Origin of the sequence: Acinetobacter sp. WU_MDCI_Abxd143 (genome assembly GCF_025514195.1) — a bacterium.
Classification (GTDB): Bacteria; Pseudomonadota; Gammaproteobacteria; order Pseudomonadales; family Moraxellaceae; genus Acinetobacter; species Acinetobacter pittii_H.
The window spans coordinates 62,978-84,988 of the sequence record NZ_JAHPTH010000002.1 but is presented as its reverse complement, the minus strand read 5'-3'; the positions used below and the strand labels follow the sequence as shown (position 1 = coordinate 84,988).

The 22,011-nt window shown below is 39.6% G+C and carries 20 protein-coding genes and 2 pseudogenes; 17 read left to right on the top strand and 5 right to left on the bottom strand.

The window, feature by feature from the left end:
* The first annotated feature begins 45 nt into the window (after positions 1 to 45).
* The 5 genes and pseudogenes from KTI79_RS05145 to KTI79_RS05125 all read left to right on the top strand — a co-directional run bounded on the left by KTI79_RS05145 (position 46) and on the right by KTI79_RS05125 (position 4,727).
* Positions 46 to 1,239, top strand: coding sequence for a CaiB/BaiF CoA transferase family protein (locus KTI79_RS05145; protein ID WP_032053578.1), 1,194 nt, complete (start codon positions 46 to 48; stop codon positions 1,237 to 1,239).
* The gene (locus KTI79_RS05140) at positions 1,236 to 2,174 is read left to right on the top strand and encodes a hydroxymethylglutaryl-CoA lyase (protein WP_032053579.1); all 939 of its coding nucleotides are present in this window, start codon (positions 1,236 to 1,238) and stop codon (positions 2,172 to 2,174) included. Before KTI79_RS05145 ends, KTI79_RS05140 begins: the two co-directional genes overlap by 4 nt.
* A 113-nt stretch (positions 2,175 to 2,287) precedes the next feature.
* Entirely contained in the window at positions 2,288 to 3,604 is a 1,317-nt protein-coding gene (locus tag KTI79_RS05135) for an MFS transporter (RefSeq protein ID WP_032053580.1), read from the top strand.
* 125 nt (positions 3,605 to 3,729) lie between these two features.
* Positions 3,730 to 3,855: pseudogene (locus tag KTI79_RS05130) on the top strand (TetR family transcriptional regulator); the annotation flags it as partial.
* A 227-nt stretch (positions 3,856 to 4,082) separates the two neighbouring features.
* Positions 4,083 to 4,727, top strand: a complete 645-nt coding sequence (locus tag KTI79_RS05125) for a glutathione S-transferase family protein (protein WP_086375741.1) — start codon at positions 4,083 to 4,085, stop codon at positions 4,725 to 4,727.
* Positions 4,728 to 4,793: 66 nt separating this feature from the next.
* On the opposite strand, the gene KTI79_RS05120 is transcribed toward KTI79_RS05125, so the two are convergent.
* Both KTI79_RS05120 and KTI79_RS05115 read right to left on the bottom strand, forming a co-directional pair.
* Positions 4,794 to 5,078 (bottom strand): DUF1330 domain-containing protein, encoded by a 285-nt coding sequence (locus KTI79_RS05120; protein ID WP_032053582.1) that lies wholly within the window; start codon positions 5,076 to 5,078, stop codon positions 4,794 to 4,796.
* Positions 5,079 to 5,140: 62 nt separating this feature from the next.
* Complete coding sequence (locus KTI79_RS05115) at positions 5,141 to 5,803, bottom strand: GntR family transcriptional regulator (protein WP_032034542.1); 663 nt, start codon at positions 5,801 to 5,803, stop codon at positions 5,141 to 5,143.
* 152 nt (positions 5,804 to 5,955) lie between these two features.
* Between KTI79_RS05115 and KTI79_RS05110 the strand changes: the two genes are divergently transcribed.
* From KTI79_RS05110 to KTI79_RS05065, 10 genes and pseudogenes are all read left to right on the top strand, one after another.
* Positions 5,956 to 6,558: an amino acid synthesis family protein gene (locus KTI79_RS05110; RefSeq protein WP_032053583.1), complete on the top strand. Its 603-nt coding sequence runs from the start codon at positions 5,956 to 5,958 to the stop codon at positions 6,556 to 6,558.
* Complete coding sequence (locus KTI79_RS05105) at positions 6,527 to 7,318, top strand: alpha/beta fold hydrolase (protein ID WP_032053585.1); 792 nt, start codon at positions 6,527 to 6,529, stop codon at positions 7,316 to 7,318. Before KTI79_RS05110 ends, KTI79_RS05105 begins: the two co-directional genes overlap by 32 nt.
* 30 nt (positions 7,319 to 7,348) lie before the next feature.
* On the top strand, positions 7,349 to 8,281 hold the full coding sequence (tgnA, locus tag KTI79_RS05100) for a flavin-dependent trigonelline monooxygenase reductase component (protein WP_032053587.1): 933 nt from the start codon (positions 7,349 to 7,351) through the stop codon (positions 8,279 to 8,281).
* 2 nt (positions 8,282 to 8,283) lie between these two features.
* Entirely contained in the window at positions 8,284 to 9,321 is a 1,038-nt protein-coding gene (gene tgnB / locus KTI79_RS05095; RefSeq protein WP_023896941.1) for a flavin-dependent trigonelline monooxygenase oxygenase component, read from the top strand.
* Positions 9,322 to 9,332: 11 nt separating this feature from the next.
* The gene (gene tgnC / locus KTI79_RS05090) at positions 9,333 to 10,802 is read left to right on the top strand and encodes a (Z)-2-((N-methylformamido)methylene)-5-hydroxybutyrolactone dehydrogenase (RefSeq protein WP_032053588.1); all 1,470 of its coding nucleotides are present in this window, start codon (positions 9,333 to 9,335) and stop codon (positions 10,800 to 10,802) included.
* A gap of 122 nt (positions 10,803 to 10,924) precedes the next feature.
* Positions 10,925 to 11,068: pseudogene (locus KTI79_RS05085) on the top strand (hypothetical protein).
* 38 nt (positions 11,069 to 11,106) lie between these two features.
* Positions 11,107 to 12,513, top strand: coding sequence for a purine-cytosine permease family protein (locus KTI79_RS05080; protein ID WP_000081162.1), 1,407 nt, complete (start codon positions 11,107 to 11,109; stop codon positions 12,511 to 12,513).
* Between the two features lie 25 nt (positions 12,514 to 12,538).
* Positions 12,539 to 13,708, top strand: a complete 1,170-nt coding sequence (locus KTI79_RS05075) for a hypothetical protein (RefSeq protein ID WP_032053589.1) — start codon at positions 12,539 to 12,541, stop codon at positions 13,706 to 13,708.
* A 138-nt stretch (positions 13,709 to 13,846) separates the two neighbouring features.
* Entirely contained in the window at positions 13,847 to 15,304 is a 1,458-nt protein-coding gene (locus KTI79_RS05070; RefSeq protein WP_032053590.1) for an NAD-dependent succinate-semialdehyde dehydrogenase, read from the top strand.
* Positions 15,301 to 15,684: a carboxymuconolactone decarboxylase family protein gene (locus KTI79_RS05065; protein WP_000064100.1), complete on the top strand. Its 384-nt coding sequence runs from the start codon at positions 15,301 to 15,303 to the stop codon at positions 15,682 to 15,684. The genes KTI79_RS05070 and KTI79_RS05065 overlap by 4 nt, the downstream gene beginning before the upstream one ends.
* Before the next feature lie 63 nt (positions 15,685 to 15,747).
* Here KTI79_RS05065 and KTI79_RS05060 read toward each other — a convergent pair whose 3' ends face one another.
* Positions 15,748 to 16,653: a LysR family transcriptional regulator gene (locus tag KTI79_RS05060; protein WP_086375740.1), complete on the bottom strand. Its 906-nt coding sequence runs from the start codon at positions 16,651 to 16,653 to the stop codon at positions 15,748 to 15,750.
* A gap of 98 nt (positions 16,654 to 16,751) precedes the next feature.
* Between KTI79_RS05060 and KTI79_RS05055 the strand changes: the two genes are divergently transcribed.
* Positions 16,752 to 17,348 carry an NAD(P)H-dependent oxidoreductase gene (locus KTI79_RS05055; RefSeq protein WP_032053592.1) on the top strand — a complete coding sequence of 199 codons (597 nt, stop codon included), beginning with the start codon at positions 16,752 to 16,754 and terminating at the stop codon, positions 17,346 to 17,348.
* Positions 17,349 to 17,404: 56 nt separating this feature from the next.
* Here the strand turns inward: KTI79_RS05055 and pobR are convergent, their stop codons facing one another.
* Positions 17,405 to 18,220: an IclR family transcriptional regulator PobR gene (pobR, locus tag KTI79_RS05050; protein WP_032053593.1), complete on the bottom strand. Its 816-nt coding sequence runs from the start codon at positions 18,218 to 18,220 to the stop codon at positions 17,405 to 17,407.
* A 141-nt stretch (positions 18,221 to 18,361) separates the two neighbouring features.
* On the opposite strand from pobR, the gene pobA reads away from it, so the two are divergent.
* Positions 18,362 to 19,576, top strand: a complete 1,215-nt coding sequence (pobA, locus tag KTI79_RS05045; protein ID WP_032053594.1) for a 4-hydroxybenzoate 3-monooxygenase — start codon at positions 18,362 to 18,364, stop codon at positions 19,574 to 19,576.
* 146 nt (positions 19,577 to 19,722) lie between these two features.
* Here pobA and alr read toward each other — a convergent pair whose 3' ends face one another.
* On the bottom strand, positions 19,723 to 21,015 hold the full coding sequence (gene alr, locus KTI79_RS05040; protein WP_032053595.1) for an alanine racemase: 1,293 nt from the start codon (positions 21,013 to 21,015) through the stop codon (positions 19,723 to 19,725).
* Between the last annotated feature and the right edge of the window lie 996 nt (positions 21,016 to 22,011).

Sequence of the window (22,011 nt, the reverse complement as noted above, 5' to 3'; positions counted from 1 at the left end):
GCCATAAATTTAATTCTATCGGAAGTAGATATAATATGGATTGTTATGAGTCTAGCCCTTGAGAAAATAAAAGTCCTAGAAATAGGAACGCTAATTGCAGCTCCTTTTGCAACACGCATTCTTGCTGAGTTCGGTGCAGAAGTTATAAAAATTGAGCCTATTGGCAAAGGTGACCCACTTCGTAAATGGCGTAAGTTACATCACGGAACATCTTTGTGGTGGTATTTACAGTCACGTAATAAGAAATCTTTAGCGCTTAATCTTAAGTCACCAGAAGCAATTGCTTTAATCAAAAAGATGATTGTCGATACCGACATTCTGGTCGAAAACATGCGTCCCGGTGCGCTTGAAAAGCTGGGGTTAGATTGGGAAACCCTAAAATCAATTAATCCTAAACTAACTTTTGTTCGCATATCTGGTTATGGTCAATCTGGCCCTTATAAAGACAAGCCGGGCTTTGGTGCAATTGGTGAGGCAATGGGTGGAATTCGTTATACAACGGGTTCTCAAGATTCTGCGCCTGCACGAGTTGGCGTGAGTTTGGGTGATTCACTTGCCTCATTACATGCGGTGATTGGCGCTTTAATGTCGATTGTGAATATCAAAACCAATAACGGTAACGGACAGATTGTTGACGTGTCACTCGCAGAAAGTGTCTTCAATATTATGGAAAGTGTTGTCCCAGAATACGACTTGCATGGCTTTATTCGGGAGCGTTCTGGAGGTTCGTTACCGGGTATTGCACCTTCAAATACCTATCGAACAAAGGACAATGCTTTTGTGGTGATTGCAGGAAACAGTGATCCAATTTTTAAGCGCTTAATGCATGTGATTGGTCGTGAAGATTTGGCAAATCGACCTGAGTTTGAACACAACGACGGGCGTGCGCAGCAAAGTGATTTACTCGATGCTGCAATTGAATCATGGAGTCGACAGCATTCAATTGATGAAGTCTTGCAGCTGCTTGAACAGGCTGAAGTCCCATCTGGTCGAATTTATTCTGTAGCCGATATGGTCAATGATCCGCACTTTAATGCACGTGATATGTTGCTTTCAACTGAGTTGCCTGATGGTCAGGTGGTAAAAATGCCGGGTATTGTTCCGAAGCTTTCTGAAACACCGGGGCAGGTCAAATGGCGTGGTCCTGAGCTGGGTGAGCATACCGAATCTGTTTTAAAACAATACGGTTATCAAGCTGAAGATATTGAAAGCCTACGTGTATCAGGAGTAGTGCAATGACAGCATTTTCCGACTTACTTGTCGTACAAGAAGTCTCTCCACGAGATGGTTTGCAAATCGAGCCGACTTGGGTGCCCACCGATAAGAAAATTGATTTAATTAATCAGTTGTCGACGATGGGTTTCTCTCGAATTGAAGCAGGATCTTTTGTCTCGCCAAAAGCGATTCCAAATTTGAGAGATGGTGAGGAGGTTTTTACTGGAATTACGCGCCATAAAGATATTATTTATGTTGGCTTAATTCCAAATTTAAAAGGCGCGCTTCGGGCAATTGAAGCCAATGCAAATGAGTTGAATCTTGTCCTCTCTGCTAGCCAAACCCACAATCTTGCCAATATGCGTATGACAAAAGCTCAATCGTTTGCGGGATTTACCGAAATTGTGGAGCAACTACAGGGTAAAACACAGTTTAACGGAACTGTTGCGACAACGTTTGGCTGTCCATTTGAAGGTAAGATCAGTGAAAAAGAAGTGTTCAATCTAGTTGAGCACTATCTAAAACTGGGTATTGATAATATTACGCTGGCAGATACCACTGGCATGGCAAACCCAGTGCAAGTGAAAAGAATTGTCTCTCACGTTTTATCGTTAATTTCACCTGAGCAGTTGACCCTACATTTTCATAATACACGTGGATTGGGATTAACTAATGTTCTTGCAGCTTATGAGGTTGGAGCAAGACGGTTTGATGCTGCATTGGGTGGTTTAGGTGGGTGCCCATTTGCACCAGGTGCTTCAGGAAATATCTGTACTGAAGATTTGGTCAATATGTGCGAAGAAATGGGAATACCGACCACTATAGATTTGGATGCTCTCATTCAACTTTCAAGAACGCTCCCTGCACTTTTAGGGCATGACACGCCAAGCCAGTTAGCCAAGGCGGGTCGAAATACAGACTTACATCCGATACCGGATTATATCAAATCACTTAATTAAGATACGTCATTCAAGTTAGTTCGAGATAAGACGATATTCGTATCGTCATCGGTCAACTCGTCTTTAAAAACTTGAGAAGACGTGTTTTGAGGCTCATTTTCAGGAGAAAATAAATGAGTTTAAAGCAAAGCATGGAATTATCGGCTGATGCAATTGCCGAAAAGCAATTAATAAAAAAAGTAGCATGGAAAATCATGCCATTAATTATGGTGTGTTACTTATTTGCTTTTTTTGATCGTATCAACATTAGTTTTGCCAAGTTTCAGTTACAAGCTGATTTATCTCTAAGCAATACAGCCTATGGACTTGGTGCCAGTTTATTTGTGATTGGTTATGTAATATTTGAAGTACCCAGTAATTTATTGCTACATAAATTTGGTGCAAGAAAATGGATTGCACGCATCATGGTTTCTTGGGGTGTTGCAACGGCCTTAATGGTGTTTGTGACTACTGAATGGCAATTTTACGTATTACGTTTCTTGATTGGTGCAATGGAGGCGGGCTTTGCTCCCGGTGTGCTTTATTACATGACGCTTTGGTTTCCTCAAAGCTATCGTGGTCGAATTATTTCCTTATTCTTTCTTGCTTCTGCATTTTCAGGCATCTTTGGTGGACCAATTTCAGGGGTGTTATTGTCATCACTTGATGGTGTGATGAACATGCGTGGCTGGCATTGGTTATTTTTAGTCGGTGGCGTGCCTTGCGTTTTACTAGGTCTTTGTGTTCTTACTTATTTAAAAGACCGTATTGATGATGCGCATTGGTTATCATCTTCAGAAAAAGTTCATTTAAAACGCTTGGTTGAACCTAAACAACCAGAAAAGGCTTCTCATTCATTATGGGCTGCTATTAAAACTCCGGGATTATTAATTTTAGGCGTTATCTATTTTCTCATTCAGATTGCATCTTATGGTTTAAATTTCTGGGGACCACAGTTAATAAAAAGCTCAGGTATTGATGATACTCAAATGATTGGTTTTCTAAGTGCCATTCCATACCTCATGGGAGCAATTACGATGGTGATTGTTGGTCGTTTAGCGGATAAATCTGGAGAGCGTCTAAAATTTACTGCCGGTTTACTCTCTTTAGGCGCTATAGGTTTCTTTACCGCCGGTTTCTTTGATGCGAACCCGGTTGTTGTGGTCATTTCGCTTGCTTTATTAGGGGCAGGTATTGTTGCTGCAATTCCTTCTTTTTGGAATTTACCACCCAAAGTTTTGGTCGGTGCCGGTGCAGGGGCTGCTGGAGGCACAGCACTCATTAATACATTAGGGCAAATGGGGGGAATTGTCAGTCCTATTATGGTTGGTCATATTAAAGACCTAACAGGTAGCACAACGCCCGCGCTATATATTATTGCAAGCTTATGTGTTGTGTGTATTGCACTATTGATATGGGCTACGCCAAAACGCTTACAAGAGAAGGGTTAAACAATTCACTCATGCTCCAAGCCATCTAGGTGGCTGTGGAGTGAGGGTAGTTAATATGAAAATGACCTAGAAGCCTATTTAACTCGATACCAATGTATTCACGAGCAATAAGTTTTTCACCATCTAGTGATGCGACTTTTTAGGACGCTAAACTATTTTTATATATGATTGAAGGCGCAATTATTCAGCTTTTAAGTTCAGATGAGGCAATCGATCGGGAAAAGGTACTCGATTGTTTTTTTGCAGTTTAGGGGGGAAGTAATTTGAGACCTCAGAATGCGCTAAACAATCGATAAAATTAAAAGCCGTCTGTCACCATATCTACGGATGTGGTTTTTATACTTTTAAGACATTTACTTTATTGCTTAATCAGACAAATGAATGCATGGCTGATAACAAAAAATATTAGACCGGTCGTCTACTAATCTATATAGTGAGGCCTAACTTTGTTGACATTCTAGTTTAAAAGAGAAAATTAATGTCTATTATTCTTCATCATTTAAATGCTTCACGCTCATTTCGAATTCTGTGGTTACTTGAAGAAATTAATCAACCTTATGAATTAAAAAGTTATTTTCGAGATAAAACTACAAACCTTGCACCTCAAGAATTAAAAAATATTCATCCTTTAGGAAAATCACCTGTGATTGAGCTTAATGGAAAAGTAATTGCAGAATCAGGTGCTATTGTAGAAATTTTGATTGAAAAGTTTGCTCCTCAACTTATGCCCGCGAAAGATTCAGACAGTTATCTTGATTATTTACAATGGGTTCATTTTTCAGAAAGTTCGGCTATGGTTCCATATTTATTAAAGATTTTTAATTCGATTGAGTTAAAAAATGGCACTCAATTAAAGTTCTTAGATCAATATGCGCAAACTGAGTTGGATAAAGTATTTTCGTATTTAGATCAACAATTAGTAGGCAAAAAATTCTTAGTAGGCAATAGCTTAACGGGTGCCGATTTTATGATTGGTTTCGTAGTCTATGGTCTGATTAATTCTTTAAATATTCGATCAAAATATCTCAATATTGAGCAATATGTAAAAGGTCTCGAAAACCTAGAAAGCTGGCAAAAAGCCATGTCTATAGAACAAAATCTTCATCACCAAACCAATGTCTAAAAACGAAATGGCCTTAAGCACTGAAAAAAGAATTGATTTCCCAAGTTGAGAAATCAATTCAGCAATTTAGATCCCTTCAACAAAACTTACCATGACATCACAGCAGCCTTGGCGTTTACTTTTGGCAAGCTGATATTCAGGTGAAAAATAACATTCACGTGCAGTTTCCATATCTGGAAACTCAATCACCACGTGACGTTCAAACGCTTGTCCCTCTAAAACTTCTGAGGCACCGCCACGGGCAAGAAACTTGGCACCGTACTTTTGAAAAGCTTGCGGAGCAGTGGCCATATATTGTTTATATTGTTCCATATCATGAATGGTGACATGAGCAATCCAGTAAGCAGACATATCGTATTTCCCTATAATTTATTCAATAAAGGTCTATTTACCTTTTCCTAAAATTTGTGATTTCACGCATCTAAAATATTTTTTGCGACAGCAGCAGCTTCGGCAATATGTTCAGCAACCGCTTGTTTTGCCTTTTCAGGGTCTTTGTGAAGGTAGATAGCTTCACACATATTTTTAATACGTTGATAACCTGAAATTTCACGCTTTGTTGATTTCATGGTCATGGCACGAAGACGGCTAATTCGGCCATTTAAGCGTTGCACCACTTCCCAAGCAATATGATGTTTTGCTGTAGTAAAGATAGTTTGATAAAGCTGGGTTGAGGTCTCAATAATCAGATTGATGTCATCGGCAGCAAAAGCAGCTTTAAGATCTTCTAATAGAAGCTTTAATTTTTCAGCAGTTTTTTCATCTAGGTTTTTAGTGCAGTCAACCACAGCACTTTGCTCTAATAAAAGACGAATTTCATAAATCTGTGAAGCGATGTCCCAGTTAAGTAGCGAAACAATAGGGCCTTTATTTGGCAAAATTTCAACTAAACCTTCTGCTTCCAAATAACGAATCACTTCGCGAACCACAGAACGACTCACGCCGAGTTCTTCACATAACGTTCTTTCAACCAGTCTTTTTCCTGAAGGAAAATAGCCCGTAATAATGGCATTACGCACTTTATCTAAACACAGCTCTCGTAATGTTACGGGCGGGTTTTCAATTTTAAGATTCATAAATAATTAAATTTTCCTGTTTTTTAACATGTTGAGTTTCATCACATGTTTTTCAATAAAAATTAGCATAGCAAACTCTTGCTTTTTTTTCAGTATGTATTATGGTATACCATAATACGAATGACAAGATAATTTACTTGCAAGGAAGAGCAATGGAACTCATACGTAAAACAGTGCTTCATGTAGAAACCACTTATGTAGATGGCGGTAAAGAAGCAGCAAAGCCTTTAAAAATGGTGGCAGCCGCAGCGGTCATTAAAAATCCGTGGGCAGGGCAAGGTTATGTAGAAAACCTAACACCGGAAATTCGCCGTATCGCGCCAATCTTAAGCGAACATTTAACCAAGCTTATTCTTGATGAAGTCGGTTCGGGCGAAGCCGTTGAAGCTTTTGGTAAAAGTGCAGTAGTTGGCTTAAATGGTGAACTTGAACATGCATCAGCTTTAATTCACACCTTACATTTTGGTAATACTTACCGTAGTGCTGTCGGTGCGAAATCTTATTTGGCATTTAACAATACCCGTGGCCCAGCAAATGCGCCGATTTTAATTCCAATGATGGATAAAAATGACGAAGGCCGTCGTTCTCATTACTTAACATTGCAATTTGCAATTCCAGATGCACCTGCTGCCGATGAGCTGGTTGTTGTGATTGGTGCAGCAACAGGTGGTCGACCACATCATCGTATTGGTGATCGTTATAAAGATTTGGAAGAGTTAGGTCATGATGTCAAAAACCCTGCAGCTGTCAATTAACCGTATTGCTCACTATTTTGAGCAAGGCGAAGGAGAGCCTCTGGTTCTGATCCATGGAGTGGGAATGCAAGCTGCGGCATGGTATCCACAAATTGAATATTTTTCTAAACATTATCATGTAATTTCAGTAGACATGCCGGGACATGGTCAAAGCACCAAATTACCGGCAGACGCAAAATTACAAGATTTTGTGGAATGGACCATCGAATTTATTACAGCCTTAAATCTAGGACCTGTAAATTTAGCGGGACATTCAATGGGATCGCTGATTACGACAGGAGTTAGCGTTACCCGTCCTGATTTAGTTAAACGGATGGCAGTGCTCAATGGTGTATATAAACGTACAACACAAGCACGTAATGCAGTCATCCAAAGAGCTGAAGAATTAAAAACAGGCCGTATTGATGTTGAGACTCCACTACAGCGCTGGTTTGGCGAAAGTGAAGTCGAGCGTATTGCAGCAGCCAAAGTGAAAACTTGGCTTGAAAATGTCGACTTGTCTGGCTATACCACTGCGTATTCTGCGTTTGCACAAGGCGATGAAACCTATGCAGATGACTGGTCAAAGATTACTTGTCCTGCTTTGGTGTTGACCGGAACGGATGATCCGAATTCAACTGCAGAAATGGCAATACAAATGGCAAAACAGGCAAAGCATGGCACTGCAATTGTCATTGAAAATGAACGTCACATGGTGAACTTAACTGCACCTGACAAAGTGAATAATGCAATGCAAGCGTGGTTGGAAACCAGCGTTTAATTTGCCACACATTGCTGAAGGAATATAACAATGAGTGAAATGGATACGATTAATAAAATGCGTGAACTTCGTGATGCTTTCGGGTCATTTATGACAGGCGTTACCGTGGTCACAACCTGTAAAGAAGATGGAACGCCACTTGGCTTTACAGCGAACTCTTTTGCTTCGGTGTCTTTGGACCCAGCTTTACTTCTAGTGAGTATTGCCAAGACATCAAGCAATTATCATAACTTTGCAAATACCACTCATTTTGCAATCAATATTTTGGCAGAAGAGCAAAAGGATGTTTCAAATACTTTTGCTCGTCCAAGCGAAGACCGTTTTGCAAATCTTTCATGGTCAAAAAGTGCTTGCCAAAACCCACTCATTAATCATGTCAGTGCATGGTTTGACTGTACAACCTACCAAGTTGTCGATGCAGGTGACCACGCCATTTTAATTGGTAAAGTTGAAGATTTTGCTTCAACCGGTTTTGCAGGTCTTGGTTATTATCGTGGTGGATATTTCACACCAGCCAAACTTTCTGCCGAGGTGATCTCTGGCCCTAAAGTGGTGATGAGTGCAATTATTGGACATGAAAATACCATTTTGCTTGAAGAAACTGCCGATCATAAATGGACTATTCCGCATGTCATGGTCGATAAAGACGGTGCCGATAAAGCACTTGAGAAAATCTTTGCACAATATCAGCCAGATGCTTCTGCCAACTTCATTTATTCTGTATATGAAAACGTTGAAAACCAGCAGCAATATATTTCATTTTTATGCAACACACCCGTAGCTCAAGCCACTAAAGGTCAGTTTGTCGATTTAAATGACCTTGAGAAGTTAGAGTTTGTAGACAGCGCTTTAGAAAGTATGCTGATGCGCTATCGCAAAGAAAACCATTTGAAAACTTATGGTGTTTATTACGGAAATCAGACAACAGGTACAGTTCGTCAAATCGTTAAAGAGGAAGTTTAATCATGCGTTTTTCATTATTTGTGCATATGGAACGTGTTTCTGATCAGCAAACCCAGAAGCAGCTTTATGATGAAATGATTGAGCTTTGTCAAATTGCAGACCGTGGCGGTATGCATGCGGTTTGGACAGGCGAACACCATGCCATGAACTTTACCATTGCACCGAACCCATTTTTAAATCTGGTCGATTTAGCGAATAAGACTCAAAATGTTCGTTTAGGTACAGGTACGGTGGTAGCACCATTCTGGCATCCGATTAAACTTGCAGGCGAAGCTGCAATGACCGACATTATTACCAATGGCCGTTTAGATATTGGTATTGCTCGCGGTGCTTATTCGTTTGAATATGAACGTATGGTTCCGGGCATGGATGCTTGGAGTGCAGGTCAGCGTTTACGTGAAATGATTCCCGCAATTAAAAACCTTTGGAAAGGCGACTATGAGCATAACGGTGAGTTTTGGCAGTTTCCAAAAACCACCTCAGCACCTCAACCGCTTCAACAACCACATCCACCAATTTGGGTTGCTGCTCGTGATCCAAATAGCCATGAATTTGCTGTGCAAAATGGCTGTAATGTACAGGTAACGCCTTTGCATTTAGGTGATGAAGAAGTTGAAAAACTCATGGGACATTTCAATGCAGCTTGCGAAAAGTTCAGTGATGTACCGCGTCCGGAAATTATGTTGCTCCGCCATACCTATGTGGCAGATAGTGAAGAAGATGCTCAACTGGCAGCAGATGAAATCAATACCTTCTATAACTATTTCGGCGCTTGGTTTAAAAATGAGCGTGAAATTAATCAAGGTTTAATCGCACCTTTAAGCCCTGAAGAAATTGCTGCACATCCTTTTTATACACCAGAAGCGATGCGTAAAAATAATGTGATTGGACAGGCCCAAGAAGTCATTGACCGCTTAAAAGCTTATGAAGCAATGGGCTATAACGAATATTCTTTCTGGATTGATACGGGCATGAGCTTTGAACGTAAAAAAGCCTCATTAGAACGTATGATCAATGAAGTTATGCCGGCATTTGCATAGAGGCGAATATCATGACAGCAGATTTTCAGCTTTATATTAATGGTCAGTTTGAATCTGGTGCAGCGACGTTTGAAAGTATCAATCCTGCAACGGGTGAAGTCTGGGCACAGATGCCAGAAGCTCGAACCGATGAGGTCAATCGAGCAGTTCAGGCGGCATCTCGGGCATTAAAAGCACCGGAGTGGGCAGGTTTAACGGCCTCCCAGCGCGGTAAATTGCTCTATAAGTTGGCTGATTTAATTGAAAAAGCTGCACCGCAACTTGCCCAAATTGAAACCAGTGATACGGGCAAAATTATTCGTGAAACATCGAGCCAGATTGCCTATGTCGCTGAATATTATCGCTACTATGCAGGTATTGCCGACAAATTAGAGGGTAGTTTTCTACCGATTGATAAGGCAGACATGCAAGCATGGATTGTTCGTGAACCAGTAGGCGTGGTTGCTGCAATCGTTCCTTGGAACAGTCAGTTATTTCTATCGGCAGTGAAGGTGGGGCCAGCTTTAGCGGCAGGTTGTACCGTCGTGTTAAAAGCCTCTGAAGACGGCCCTGGGCCATTATTAGCTTTTGCTAAATTGATCCATGAAGCGGGTTTTCCGGCTGGAGTGGTCAATGTGATTACCGGTTTCGGACCTGAATGTGGCGCCGTGCTGAGTAGTCATACTGATGTTGCACATGTTGCATTTACAGGTGGTCCAGAAACGGCAAGGCACATTGTGCGTAACTCGGCTAAAAATCTTGCAAAAGTTTCACTCGAATTAGGTGGCAAATCACCATTTATTGTATTTGCTGATGCAGATATTCAAAGTGCGGTAAATGCTCAGGTCGCTGCTATTTTTGCTGCAACAGGGCAGAGTTGTGTGGCAGGTTCACGCTTACTGGTTGAAGAAAGCATTAAAGATGAATTTGTTCGGCGTTTGGTTGAGCGTGTACAAACCATAAAAATTGGTTTACCTCATGAGATGGCAACCGAGTTTGGACCACTTTGTACTTTACGCCAACGCCAAAAAATCGAGCAAGTCGTTGCAAGTTCAATTCAGCAAGGTGCAAAACTTCTTACCGGTGGTAAAAGTCTTGAGCGAGCAGGGTATTACTATCCACCGACCATTTTAGATTGTACTGATGCACCTCAAGCAGATTGCATTACCACAGAACTATTTGGTCCGGTGTTATCGGTAGATAGTTTCAAAGATGAAGCGGAAGCTGTGCAAAAAGCCAATAGCACGCCTTACGGGCTGGCGGCAGGCGTTTTTACCACCAATTTAAGTCGTGCGCACCGTATGACGAAAGTGATTGGGTCGGGAATTGTTTGGCTCAATACTTACCGTGCGGTTTCTCCACTTGCACCTTTTGGTGGACATGGGCTTTCGGGACATGGTCGGGAAGGTGGTGCAAATGCTGTTTTAGATTACACCACCACCAAAACAGTTTGGTTACGTACCTCAGATGAGCCAATTGATGACCCATTTGTCATGAGGTAAATCATGACTTGAGGTATGAAAATATAACGGGATTTTAATTTCAAGGATGAAAAAATGAATCAGTCAAACTCAGCAATCGCCTAAAGCTTTAAATAGTTGAAAACGTAAAACTAGATGTATCGATGCTTAATCAAGTATTGATCGGACTGGCTTTACCTTTTTCTTGGCTAAAACAACACAAACAGTGAAATGAGCTGTTTGTAAAAGGAAATAAAAAGATGAAGCCGAGTCATACCGACATGACTTTGGCAGGACAGATTTTTTGATGTTGAGGAAATGAATTCCTCAAAGAGAGATTAAGGATATGAGCCAAAACGAAAATAGCAATAATGCTTTCGCTATCGAAAGTCATTCCATTGATTATGTTGCTCCCTCTGAACGTAATGGGAAAGTTCGCGATCTATTTACATTATGGTTTTGTACCAATATTGCACCGCTCGCCGTCATTACGGGTGCAATGTCAATTTTAACCTTTAACCTCAATATTGTAAGTGCATTGCTTGCGATCTGCTGCGGACATTTTTTTGGTGCAGCGATTCTTGCTTTAACTTCTGCACAAGGCCCGCAGGTCGGCATTCCTCAAATGATTCAGAGCCGCGCACAGTTCGGGCGTTATGGGGCATTGCTGGTTGTACTGTTTACCACCCTCATTTATTTAGGTTTTTTCATCTCTAACATTATTTTGTCAGGCAAAACCCTTCATACCGTTGTTCCTGCTATTCCAGTACCTACCGCGACCGTGATTGGCGCAATCGCAGCAACTACCATAGGCGTGATTGGTTATCACTTTATTCATAAGTTCAATAAAATTGGAACTTGGTTTATGGGTGGTTCGTTGCTCATCGGCCTCATGATTATGGTGCCGCATATTAATGCAGATGTACTCGCTAAAGGCTCTTTCAATATGAAAGGCTGGTTTGCCATGTTTGGTTTATGTGCGGTATGGCAAATTAGTTTCTCGCCTTATACCTCAGATTATTCGCGATATTTACCGAAGTCGATTGGTATTTATAAGCCATTTATTTTTACCTATTTAGGCGCATCTTTAGGAACTATTTTTGCGATGGCATTTGGTACGATCGCGGTTAGTATTGGCTCAACCACAGATGCCATGGAAGCGGTAAAGTCAGGCACTGGGTTGTTCGGCTATGTCCTTATGATTTTGTTCTTATGCAATATCATTGGTCATAATGCCATGAACCTCTACGGTGCGGTTCTTTCTTGTATTACCTCTATTCAGACTTTTGCAGGGCAGTGGATGCCAAGCCGAAATATCCGAGTCGTGTTATCAATCATTGTATTAGTTCTAGCGACTTTAACGGCGCTTTGGGCATCAAGTAACTTTATTAGTTTCTTCTTGAATGTGATTTTTGCCTTGTTATTTATTTTGGTGCCGTGGGTGTCTATTAATTTATTAGATTTCTATGTCGTGAATAAAAAGTCTTATGACATTCAATCGATCTTTGCACGTGATGGTGGTATTTACGGCAAATTTAATGCAAAAGCGCTTACGGCTTATTTCATTGGGATCGCGGTACAAATTCCGTTCTTAAAAAATGCCTTCTTCACAGGTGCATTGGCCGATGTAATTCCCGATGCGGATATTTCATGGGTGATTGGATTGGTGGTGAGTCTGGTGGTGTATTACATCTTTAATCTAGGAAAGATTAAATGTTCTGCGCCTGCATTAAACGCAAAATTACCTCAATAAGCATTGTAGTGAAAGGAATCCCACAATGAAAAAAAGCTACTTACAAGCGGCTCTAAGCACAGCATTGATGGCTGTAATCTATCCAAGTTATGCAGGTGTAAGTTTTGGAAATAGCGATGGTGAATACGGCAAGCTCACCGTATCAGGTTATGTTCGCGCTAACTATCAAGATAAACACTATGGCGAAACTGCTTCTGATCAAAAAATTCGTTTTGATGCTGCGCAGTTAAAACTGGACTACGAGCATGGGCCGTTATTTGGTCATGCGGAATATCGGTGCTATCAATATGATCGTCTATGTGATTTTTCTACGTTAGTTGATGGTTATATAGGGTACAAATTAAATAAAACAGATCAAGTGGTGGCAGGTGTTCAGCCGATTCCATTTGGACCGGGACGTTTTTGGGGCAATAGCCTATATGGAAGTATGAGCACAACCGTAGGTTTGGAAGATGTTCACAATCTTGGTTTGAATTATCACTTTGAATTGCCGACAGCAACTAAGTTTGATGTGGGTTACTTTGCAGTAGATGGTGGAAACTATAGAGGTTCTACCCAAGACTCAGGTCGCTATACAGCAAACTACGTGAGTTCAAATGATCCGAATAAAACCGATTTGCAAGAAAAGAACATGTGGGTAGGCCGAGTGGCTCAAGATGTAAATCTTGGAATTAATGGATTAACCACACAACTCGGTGGCTCATATTGGACATCCGATATTGAAAATAAAGCTGCTTCGAGTGATGGGCGCCGTCATGCATGGGCACTTTTTGGTAAAGCCAATTATGGCAATTTTAATGTGACCCTTACTGGTGGTAAAAATGACGTAACTAATCAGGATCAGCTTCATCCTAATCAGTCGCTCATGGGTTCCTACGACACTGAATATTATGTGGCTAACAAAGGAACATTCTATACTGCAGATGTTGGTTATTCTTTCAAAAATGTTAAGCAGATCGGAAACATTACGCCGTACTTTATGTACAGTCAGTACGACAAAGATCAGGACAGTATGAAAGATTCGATTCGTAATATTATTGGTGTGTCTATTGACCATAAACCGCTATCTTTGGTGGCTGAATACATCATGAGTAAAAATGATCCATTCATTGGTGGGACTCAAGATTCATTGGCAAAAGGTGATGATAACCAGTGGAATAAGTTGCTTAACTTAACGCTGTTTTATTATTTCTAAAGACACTTAAACATTCGGGTATACCGAAAAATTTTTTAAATTAATTTTTGGTATGCCATAATACAAAGTTGATGGTGAGCTATTTAATTTATGTATCGCTCCACTATCAATGCAGAAGATCTCAACAGGATAATGATCATGCAGCTTAATGAACTCGCTTTATTTCGTCAGCAAGCTTTTATTGCTGGAAAGTGGTGCGATGCAGACCATCAACAAACATCCAAAATTTTAAATCCGGCGACATTAGAGATTGTTGGTACTGTCCCAAATATGGGCAAGGCTGAAGCCGAGCGTGCCATTGAAGCTGCCAAAGAAGCTTGGCCTTTATGGAAAAATAAAACAGCAAAAGATCGATCAATTATTTTAAAAAAATGGTTCGATTTAATTATTTCAAATGCAGATGAATTGGCTTTTATTTTAACGAGTGAGCAAGGAAAGCCCTTAGCTGAAGCCAAGGGTGAAATTTTATATGCTGCCAGTTTTATTGAATGGTTTGCCGAAGAAGCAAAACGAGTGTATGGAGATATTATTCCAAGCCCATATCCAGATGCTCGTATTGTTGTAAATAAACAGCCTATTGGCGTCGTTGCAGCTATTACGCCGTGGAATTTTCCCGCTGCCATGATTACGCGTAAGGTTGCTCCAGCCTTGGCTGCAGGTTGTCCTTGTATTGTAAAACCAGCACCAGAAACGCCTTTTACTGCTTTGGCTTTAGTGGACTTAGCTGTGCAAGCGGGCGTGCCTGCTGAAATTTTTAGTGTGATTACAGGTGATGCAGTTCATATTGGTGATGCAATTTTTGAAAGTGATGTTGTACGCAAGTTTACTTTTACGGGTTCAACACCAGTTGGCAAAATGTTGCTTGAGCGTTCAGCAAAAACCTTAAAAAAAGTTTCCTTAGAATTGGGTGGCAATGCGCCGTTCATTGTATTTGATGATGCCGATTTAGAAGCAGCAATTGAGGGAGCACTCATTGCTAAATTTAGAAATGCAGGGCAAACCTGTGTATGCGTCAATCGATTCTTAGTGCAGGCGGGTATTTATGAAAAATTTATTGCTGCCTTAAGCCAAAAAATCCAAAACTTTAATATTGGTAATGGATTAGAAGCTGGGCATGACATTGGGCCATTAATTAATGCCAATGCGGTGAAAAAAGTTGAAGCACATATTCAAGATGCATTAGATAAAAATGGTCGTCTTGTGATTGGTGGTAAAAGGCATACTGCGGGTGAATTATTTTTTGAACCGACACTAATTGCAGATGTTACCGCTGATATGGATGTGGCAACTCAAGAAACGTTTGGCCCACTGGCAGCCGTATTTAAATTTGAAACCGAGCAACAAGCAGTTGAAATGGCAAATGCAACTGAATTTGGTTTAGCCGCATATTGTTATACCAAAGATTTAGGCCGTGCTTGGCGAATGAGTGAACAGCTTGAGTATGGCATGGTCGGAATTAATAAAGGCCTTATTTCAAATGAAGTTGCGCCTTTTGGTGGAATTAAACAGTCTGGTTTAGGGCGTGAAGGTTCTAAATACGGTATTGAAGATTATCTGGAAATTAAATACACCTTGTTTGGAGGATTGAATATATGAGTAATGAAAAATTTGAAAAGGGTTTAGCAATCCGTAAACAAGTTCTTGGTGAAGAATATGTAAATAATTCAATCAACAATGCTGATGAGTTTAATCTTCCTCTTCAAGAATTAGTCACTGAATATTGCTGGGGAGCTGTTTGGGGACGTGAAGAATTAAGTAAGCCTGAGCGCAGTTTAATTAATTTGGCAATGATCTCAGCTTTAAATCGTCCGCATGAATTAAAACTACATGTTAAAGGTGCACTTCGAAATGGTGTACCTAAAGAGAAAATTCGTGAAGTGCTTTTGCAGGTTGCAATTTACTGTGGCGTGCCTGCTGCTGTAGATAGCTTTCGAATTGCTAAAGAGGCAATTAAAGAGTTTGAATCTGAGCAATAAACGTTGCCTTTGAATAATTAAAAAAGCCTTGTTCAAGTGGACGAGGCTTTTTTATTTTTAAGCTTATTTGTTCAGTTCAGGGGGTAAATGCTGCGCCAAATAATCAATTGCAAGACGGGTTTTGAGTGGCATAAAAGGCAGTGTAGGCCATACCAAATGAATCGGAAAAGCAGTGCTCGACATGGCGTCTAACACTTGTACCAGCTTACCGTCCTGTAATTCATTTTGAATGAGCCAGTCGGGTAGCCAAGCGATACCAGCTCCAGCAAGCGCTGCGTTTTTAATGGCTTGTAAGTCATTTAAAAGAAGTTTTGCTTTCGGTTTAATAAATAAAGGCTCGTCATTTTCCTTTTGAAGTCGCCATTTTTGCATTTGACCAAAATGCGGATCGGCAATAGTCGCATGATGGTCTAAGTCCTCAATATGTTCTAGGGGACCTGCTTCATTTAAATAGTCAGGTGAGGCACAAAGTAGCATTCGATGCTCACCAATCGGCTTGGCAACGAGCTGAGTGGTGTCAGGCAATGCCCCGATGCGGATGCACAAATCAAAACCTTCTTCGACCAAGTCTACAGTTCGATCATTAAATGAAATTTCTAGTTGTAAGTCCGCATGCTGTTGAGCAAATTTAACCATGAGCGGGGCAGCAAAGAGTTGTCCAAAAAGTACAGGCACAGACATTCTTAATCGACCAGTTGCGTTAATTTTCCCTTGGTCTAATAAAGCCGCTGCATTTTGTATTTCACTTAACGCGCGGCGGCTATGTTCATAAAACAAAGCGCCTTCATCAGTCATGCTGAGTGAACGTGTTGTTCTTTTAAATAGAGCTACACCAAGCTGTTCTTCAAGCCGAGCAATATTTTTACTTATGGCTGAGCGAGTTAAATGTAATTGCTCGGCAGCTTTTACAAAACTTCCAGCCTCAACCACAGTCACAAATATAGAAATTGCACTTAGCTCATGTTGCATGATTGTTGCCTAAAAGGAACCAATGATAAGAAATAATATCACCACTGTTGAATTTATTGTGGGGTTAATATGGCTTTATCAAAAACGTGGAGACAGTCATGGCTAAAATATTGGTATTAAAATCCAGCATTATGGGTGAGGGTTCACAAACCAATCGTCTAATCGATGTAATGCTTGAACACCGTAAAGACCAAGGTTTGCAAGATGACATTACCATACGCAATTTAGCTGAAATGAACTTGCCTGTATTAGATTTAGAAATCTTTCAGGCGCTTCGTGGGGCTGAAAATGTAAATCAAGACATTCAACGAATCGTTGCTTTGTCTGATGAATTAATTGCTGAATTAAAAAGTGCCGATTTATTGGTGATAGGCGCACCCATGTACAACTTAAATGTGCCGACTCAACTTAAAAACTGGTTTGACTTGGTGGCACGGGCAAGACAAACATTCCGCTACACCGAAACTTATCCTCAAGGTTTGGTGAAAGGGGTAAAAGCGGTGGTAGTAAGTAGTCGTGGTGGTATTCATGTCGGCCAAGAAACTGAGGCAGTCACGCCTTATCTCAAAGCGGTGTTAGGGCTAATGGGCATTCATGACGTTGAATTTATCTATGCAGAAGGCTTAGACATGCAGGCCTATCGCAGCGACGCTTTAGATTTGGCAAGCCAGCAAGTTAAAGAATTCGCTGTTTAAAATTATGAGTTGAAACTCTTGTACCTCTAATTGATGACAAGAGTTTCTAAGTCTATTTAAATTACATTTCTAAGTTCATTTGCCGTGTTACGCAGCAATGGCAAAATTTGCTGAACCAAATAATCTTCTTGTACTCGGTTGGTTTGAGACATGCAGTTAAGTGCTGCCACTGCTTGACCTTGTGCATTAAAAACGGGCACGGCAATCGCAATTACGCCAAGTTCATGTTCTTCTTTAGAAAGACAATAATCCGATAACGAAATACCCTTAAGCACTTCAAAAAACTTTGACTCATCTACTATGGTAAAAGGCGTTAAGCGTTTTAAACCGTAATTTTTTACCCACGTATGTTGGGCTTCTTCAGGTAGTGCTGCCAGCAATACTTTACCCGTGGAAGTGGCATGGGCAGGGAGACGGTTTCCTAAATGCATGCCATAAGGGCTAACGCGCAAATTATCTTGCTGTGGTAAATAACTACGGGCAATCGGCACCACTTCGTTATCGTCTAACACCACAATCGAAAAAGTCAGAGATGTCTGGGCACACAAAAGATTTAAAAATGATTGAGCAACTTTAGGCAGGTGGGCAGAGCTTAAATAAGAACTCGAAAAGCGCAGTACGCGATGAGTGAGCCAAAAGTAATGTTCATCGGTTTCTAAATAGCCTAAATATTTTAAAGTTTTTAAATACCGCCTTGCCGCTGTACGACTAATACCGGTTCGCTCAGCCACTTGAGTGACATTGAGCCGCTGGCGATCTGTTCCAAAAGCTTCCAGCAAAGCCAAGCCTTTTGCTAACCCTGCAATGTAGTCTTCCTGACGAATTTTCTCATGCGAGTTTGGGTGCTCTAAAAAAGCATCGAGAGAAGGCATCCTTTCATTCCTGTTATTTTGGTTGTTTCTGTCCGCTATTCGGACAAACTAAATGATAAACGGTTATTTTCGTCTTGGATACATAGTGCATAAAACTTAAAGCCAGTAATTTAAAAGTCAGGATGAAACAAGGATGAAGTTATGGATATTTTAAAGACACAGGTTGCAATTATTGGTTCTGGACCAGCAGGGTTATTGCTTGGGCAACTTCTTTATAAAGCTGGAATTGATCATATTATTGTTGAGCAACGTAGTGCTGAATATGTGGCTTCACGGATTCGTGCAGGAATTTTAGAGCAAGTTTCGGTCGACTTACTGAAACAAGCAGGTGTTGACCAAAACCTAAAAGACAAAGGATTACCGCATTCGGGCATTGAAATCTTAACCAACGGTGAATTGCATCGAGTTGATTTGGCTGCACTCACGGGTGGAAAACAAGTGACCGTATATGGTCAGACCGAAGTCACCAAAGATTTAATGACTGCGCGTGAAGCAGAGCAGCTCACTTCATTTTATGAAGCTCAAAATGTACAAGTGAAAGATTTCTACACTGCACCAAAAGTTGAGTTTGAGTACCAAGGTAAAGCCTTTCAAATTCAGTGTGACTTTATAGCAGGTTGTGATGGCTATCATGGTGTCTGCCGTGCCAGTGTGCCTGAAGATAAAATTAAGACCTTTGAAAAAGTTTATCCATTTGGCTGGTTAGGGGTGTTGGCCGATGTCCCACCTGTAGCCGATGAACTCATTTACGTACAGTCAGAGCGTGGGTTCGCTTTATGTAGTATGCGTTCAGAAACACGTAGCCGTTATTATTTACAAGTTCCTTTAACAGATCACGTCGAAGATTGGTCTGATGAAAAGTTCTGGGATGAGTTAAAAAATCGCTTAGATCCTGAAAGCCGTGAAAAGCTAGTGACGGGGCCTTCTATTGAAAAAAGTATCGCGCCGTTACGCAGCTTTGTAACCGAGCCAATGCGCTTCGGAAAACTATTTTTAGCAGGTGATGCTGCGCATATTGTTCCACCGACAGGAGCAAAAGGCCTAAATCTCGCTGCCTCTGATATCGCTTATTTATCAAGCGCGCTCATTGAATATTATTTCGAAGGTTCCGAGCAAGGTATAAATGAATACTCAGAAAAATGCCTACAACGTGTATGGAAAGCGGAGCGCTTTTCTTGGTGGATGACTCATTTATTGCATCGTTTTGAAACCGAAAGTGAGTTTGATCACAAGATTAAACAAGCTGAGCTAAGTTATGTGCTTGGCTCGATTGCAGGTAAAACTACCTTGGCTGAAAACTATGTCGGTTTGCCTTATGAGATTAAGCAAATTGATAGTTTCAAGCACGCAAGCTAAAGACTAAGTAAAAATAAAAAGGGCATGCAAATGTCCTTTTTTTATATAAAAAAAGATGGAATGAGATCGGTTAAAAGATGTGATTCGGCTAAAAGTAGCCCCAATACTTTTAAGAATATAGGGCTATCTATCAATTCACCTAAAGTTTAGTTGGCGTTTGCCGTAACTTTATTATTGGTTAATATCACTTGTTGCTGAGATTGAAGGGGTTTAACCACTTGTGGATTAGAGTTACTCCAAGGGATATAGGCTTCTGTCAAAATATGGCCTGTAAGACTCGTTAAATCATTCGTTTTAACTTCTGCATTGCCTTGATGACCAAATAATACAACTTCATCACCTGCTTTGGCCTCTGGAATATCTGTTACATCAACCATAACAGTATTCATTGATACTCGACCAACCACTGGTGCTTTTTGTCCATTTATTAATACAAAAGCTTTATTACTAAAACTACGACGGTAGCCATCCGAATAACCTACAGGGAGGTTTGCAAGTCTAGAGTCACGTTTCAAGGTATAGGTTTGGTCATAACCTACAGTTGAATCTTTAAGGTAATTATTCACTGCGGCAATTTGTGTTTTAAATGCCATCATACCCTTAAATTCAGGGTGATTAGGAAAATCCCCATATATAATTGCACCTGCACGAACCATATCTAAATGTGATTCAGGAACATTTACGGTAGCAAATGAATTAGCGGTATGTAATGTTAATTCTTTACGATTAAGTTTGGCTTTTTTAATCAACCATGCGGTTTGTTCATTAAATTGCGCCAGACGCTCACGAACAAATTTTTCATCTTCTACGGCATAGTGGGTCATAATGCCGTCAATTTTAAGATGAGGGAGTTTGGTGATCGCCACAGCTTGTTCTTTGCCTAGAGCCGTAGACATTTCAAGACCATTACGATCCATACCGCCTGAATTTAAAGCCAAGCTGTAATGAACAGTTGTATTGTTCGCTTCTGCCCATTTAGACATGCGGGCAGCTTGGTCATAATTACCTAAAAGCTCTTCAATATTTAAAGCCTGTGCGTTAATAATTTCACTATCTGTGGCGGTACGTAAACGTGTAATTTTGCCTTTATAGCCATGCTTACGCACCATAGCCGCTTCAGCATTACTGGTAATGCCAATACAAGATACATTTAACTTCATAACACTTGGCATAAGTAGATCAATACTATGGCCGTATGCGTTAGCTTTCATGACTATACAAAGTTGTGTTTTGCCATTAAGTAACTGATTTGTCCTTTTAATATTATCTTCAAAAGCTTGAGTATCAATTTCTATCCATGCATTGGCTGTAGGAGCAGGGCTTACTTCATTTGTAACATGGGGAGTAAGTAAGGGAGCTGCATGAGCAAATTGCACCGAACCGAATAATATTAATGCACAGCTATAAGCGAGATGAGAAAATTTTGTTTTAAGTTTCATGAGTTTTTAATCTTTCCTGGCTGAATATAATTTAATGCTGGGTGGATTTTTATAGTTAAGTACTGAAATATAATTGATTTAAAATGTCATATGATTTGGTCTTAATAATACTTTCTCCTTAAAATATTATAGTCGCTATTAAGTGAAATTTAATTTGCTTAAACTGAATTGAAAAAAATACAAATCTAATCTCAATTAATCTTAATTAAATCTAAACATACATTCATAAAAAAACAAGAAGAAAAATTATTATAATTTTTTGAATGTTATTTTTTTAATCTATTTATTGGTGCTGTTTTTAATAAAATTTTTTAAAATATAACATTTGGTAAATAATTAACTTTATTATTACATAAGATTTTTTTATTTTTTTAAATACATTTGATTGTATTTTTATCAGTTGGTAAAATATAAAAAATTGGGTGAATAAATATCCATAATTTTATTTAATAGAATACAAAAAAATAAAATTACTATATTTTTCATAATCTTATTTATTATTTATTGGAGCCTTTTGGAAATTGTGAATTATGTCGTATCAATTTTTAAGCATCTAATGTCATGTTTAATAGTTTTTCATAATTTTATTTAAATTTTATAAATAAAATATTAATTAGATTGAGTGAATAGTTGGGTGATATTTAACCTTGGGTGTGTGATCGTGGTTTTGTGTGATAAGTATACTAGTATGTCTTATACTCTTTTTTTAATTCGATTTATTGTTTAAGATTTTAGTTAAATTAAAATTTATGTTTGTTTTGAAGTTAAGTAATTTTCTTAATATTTTAGTTTTTATTAAATGAATAATTTTGTATTAAGACTTTATAAATATAAGATGATAAGTATATTTTTTAATTACTCAGAATAGTTTGTCTTTTTCTTGAGTATATTATTCTAATTCTATAAGGGTGTAATATAGGAGGGCTGATATTGATTTTTAGTGCAAACCATCAATTCCTGTGTAAAAGTCCGTACAGAAATATGAATTTTTATCTT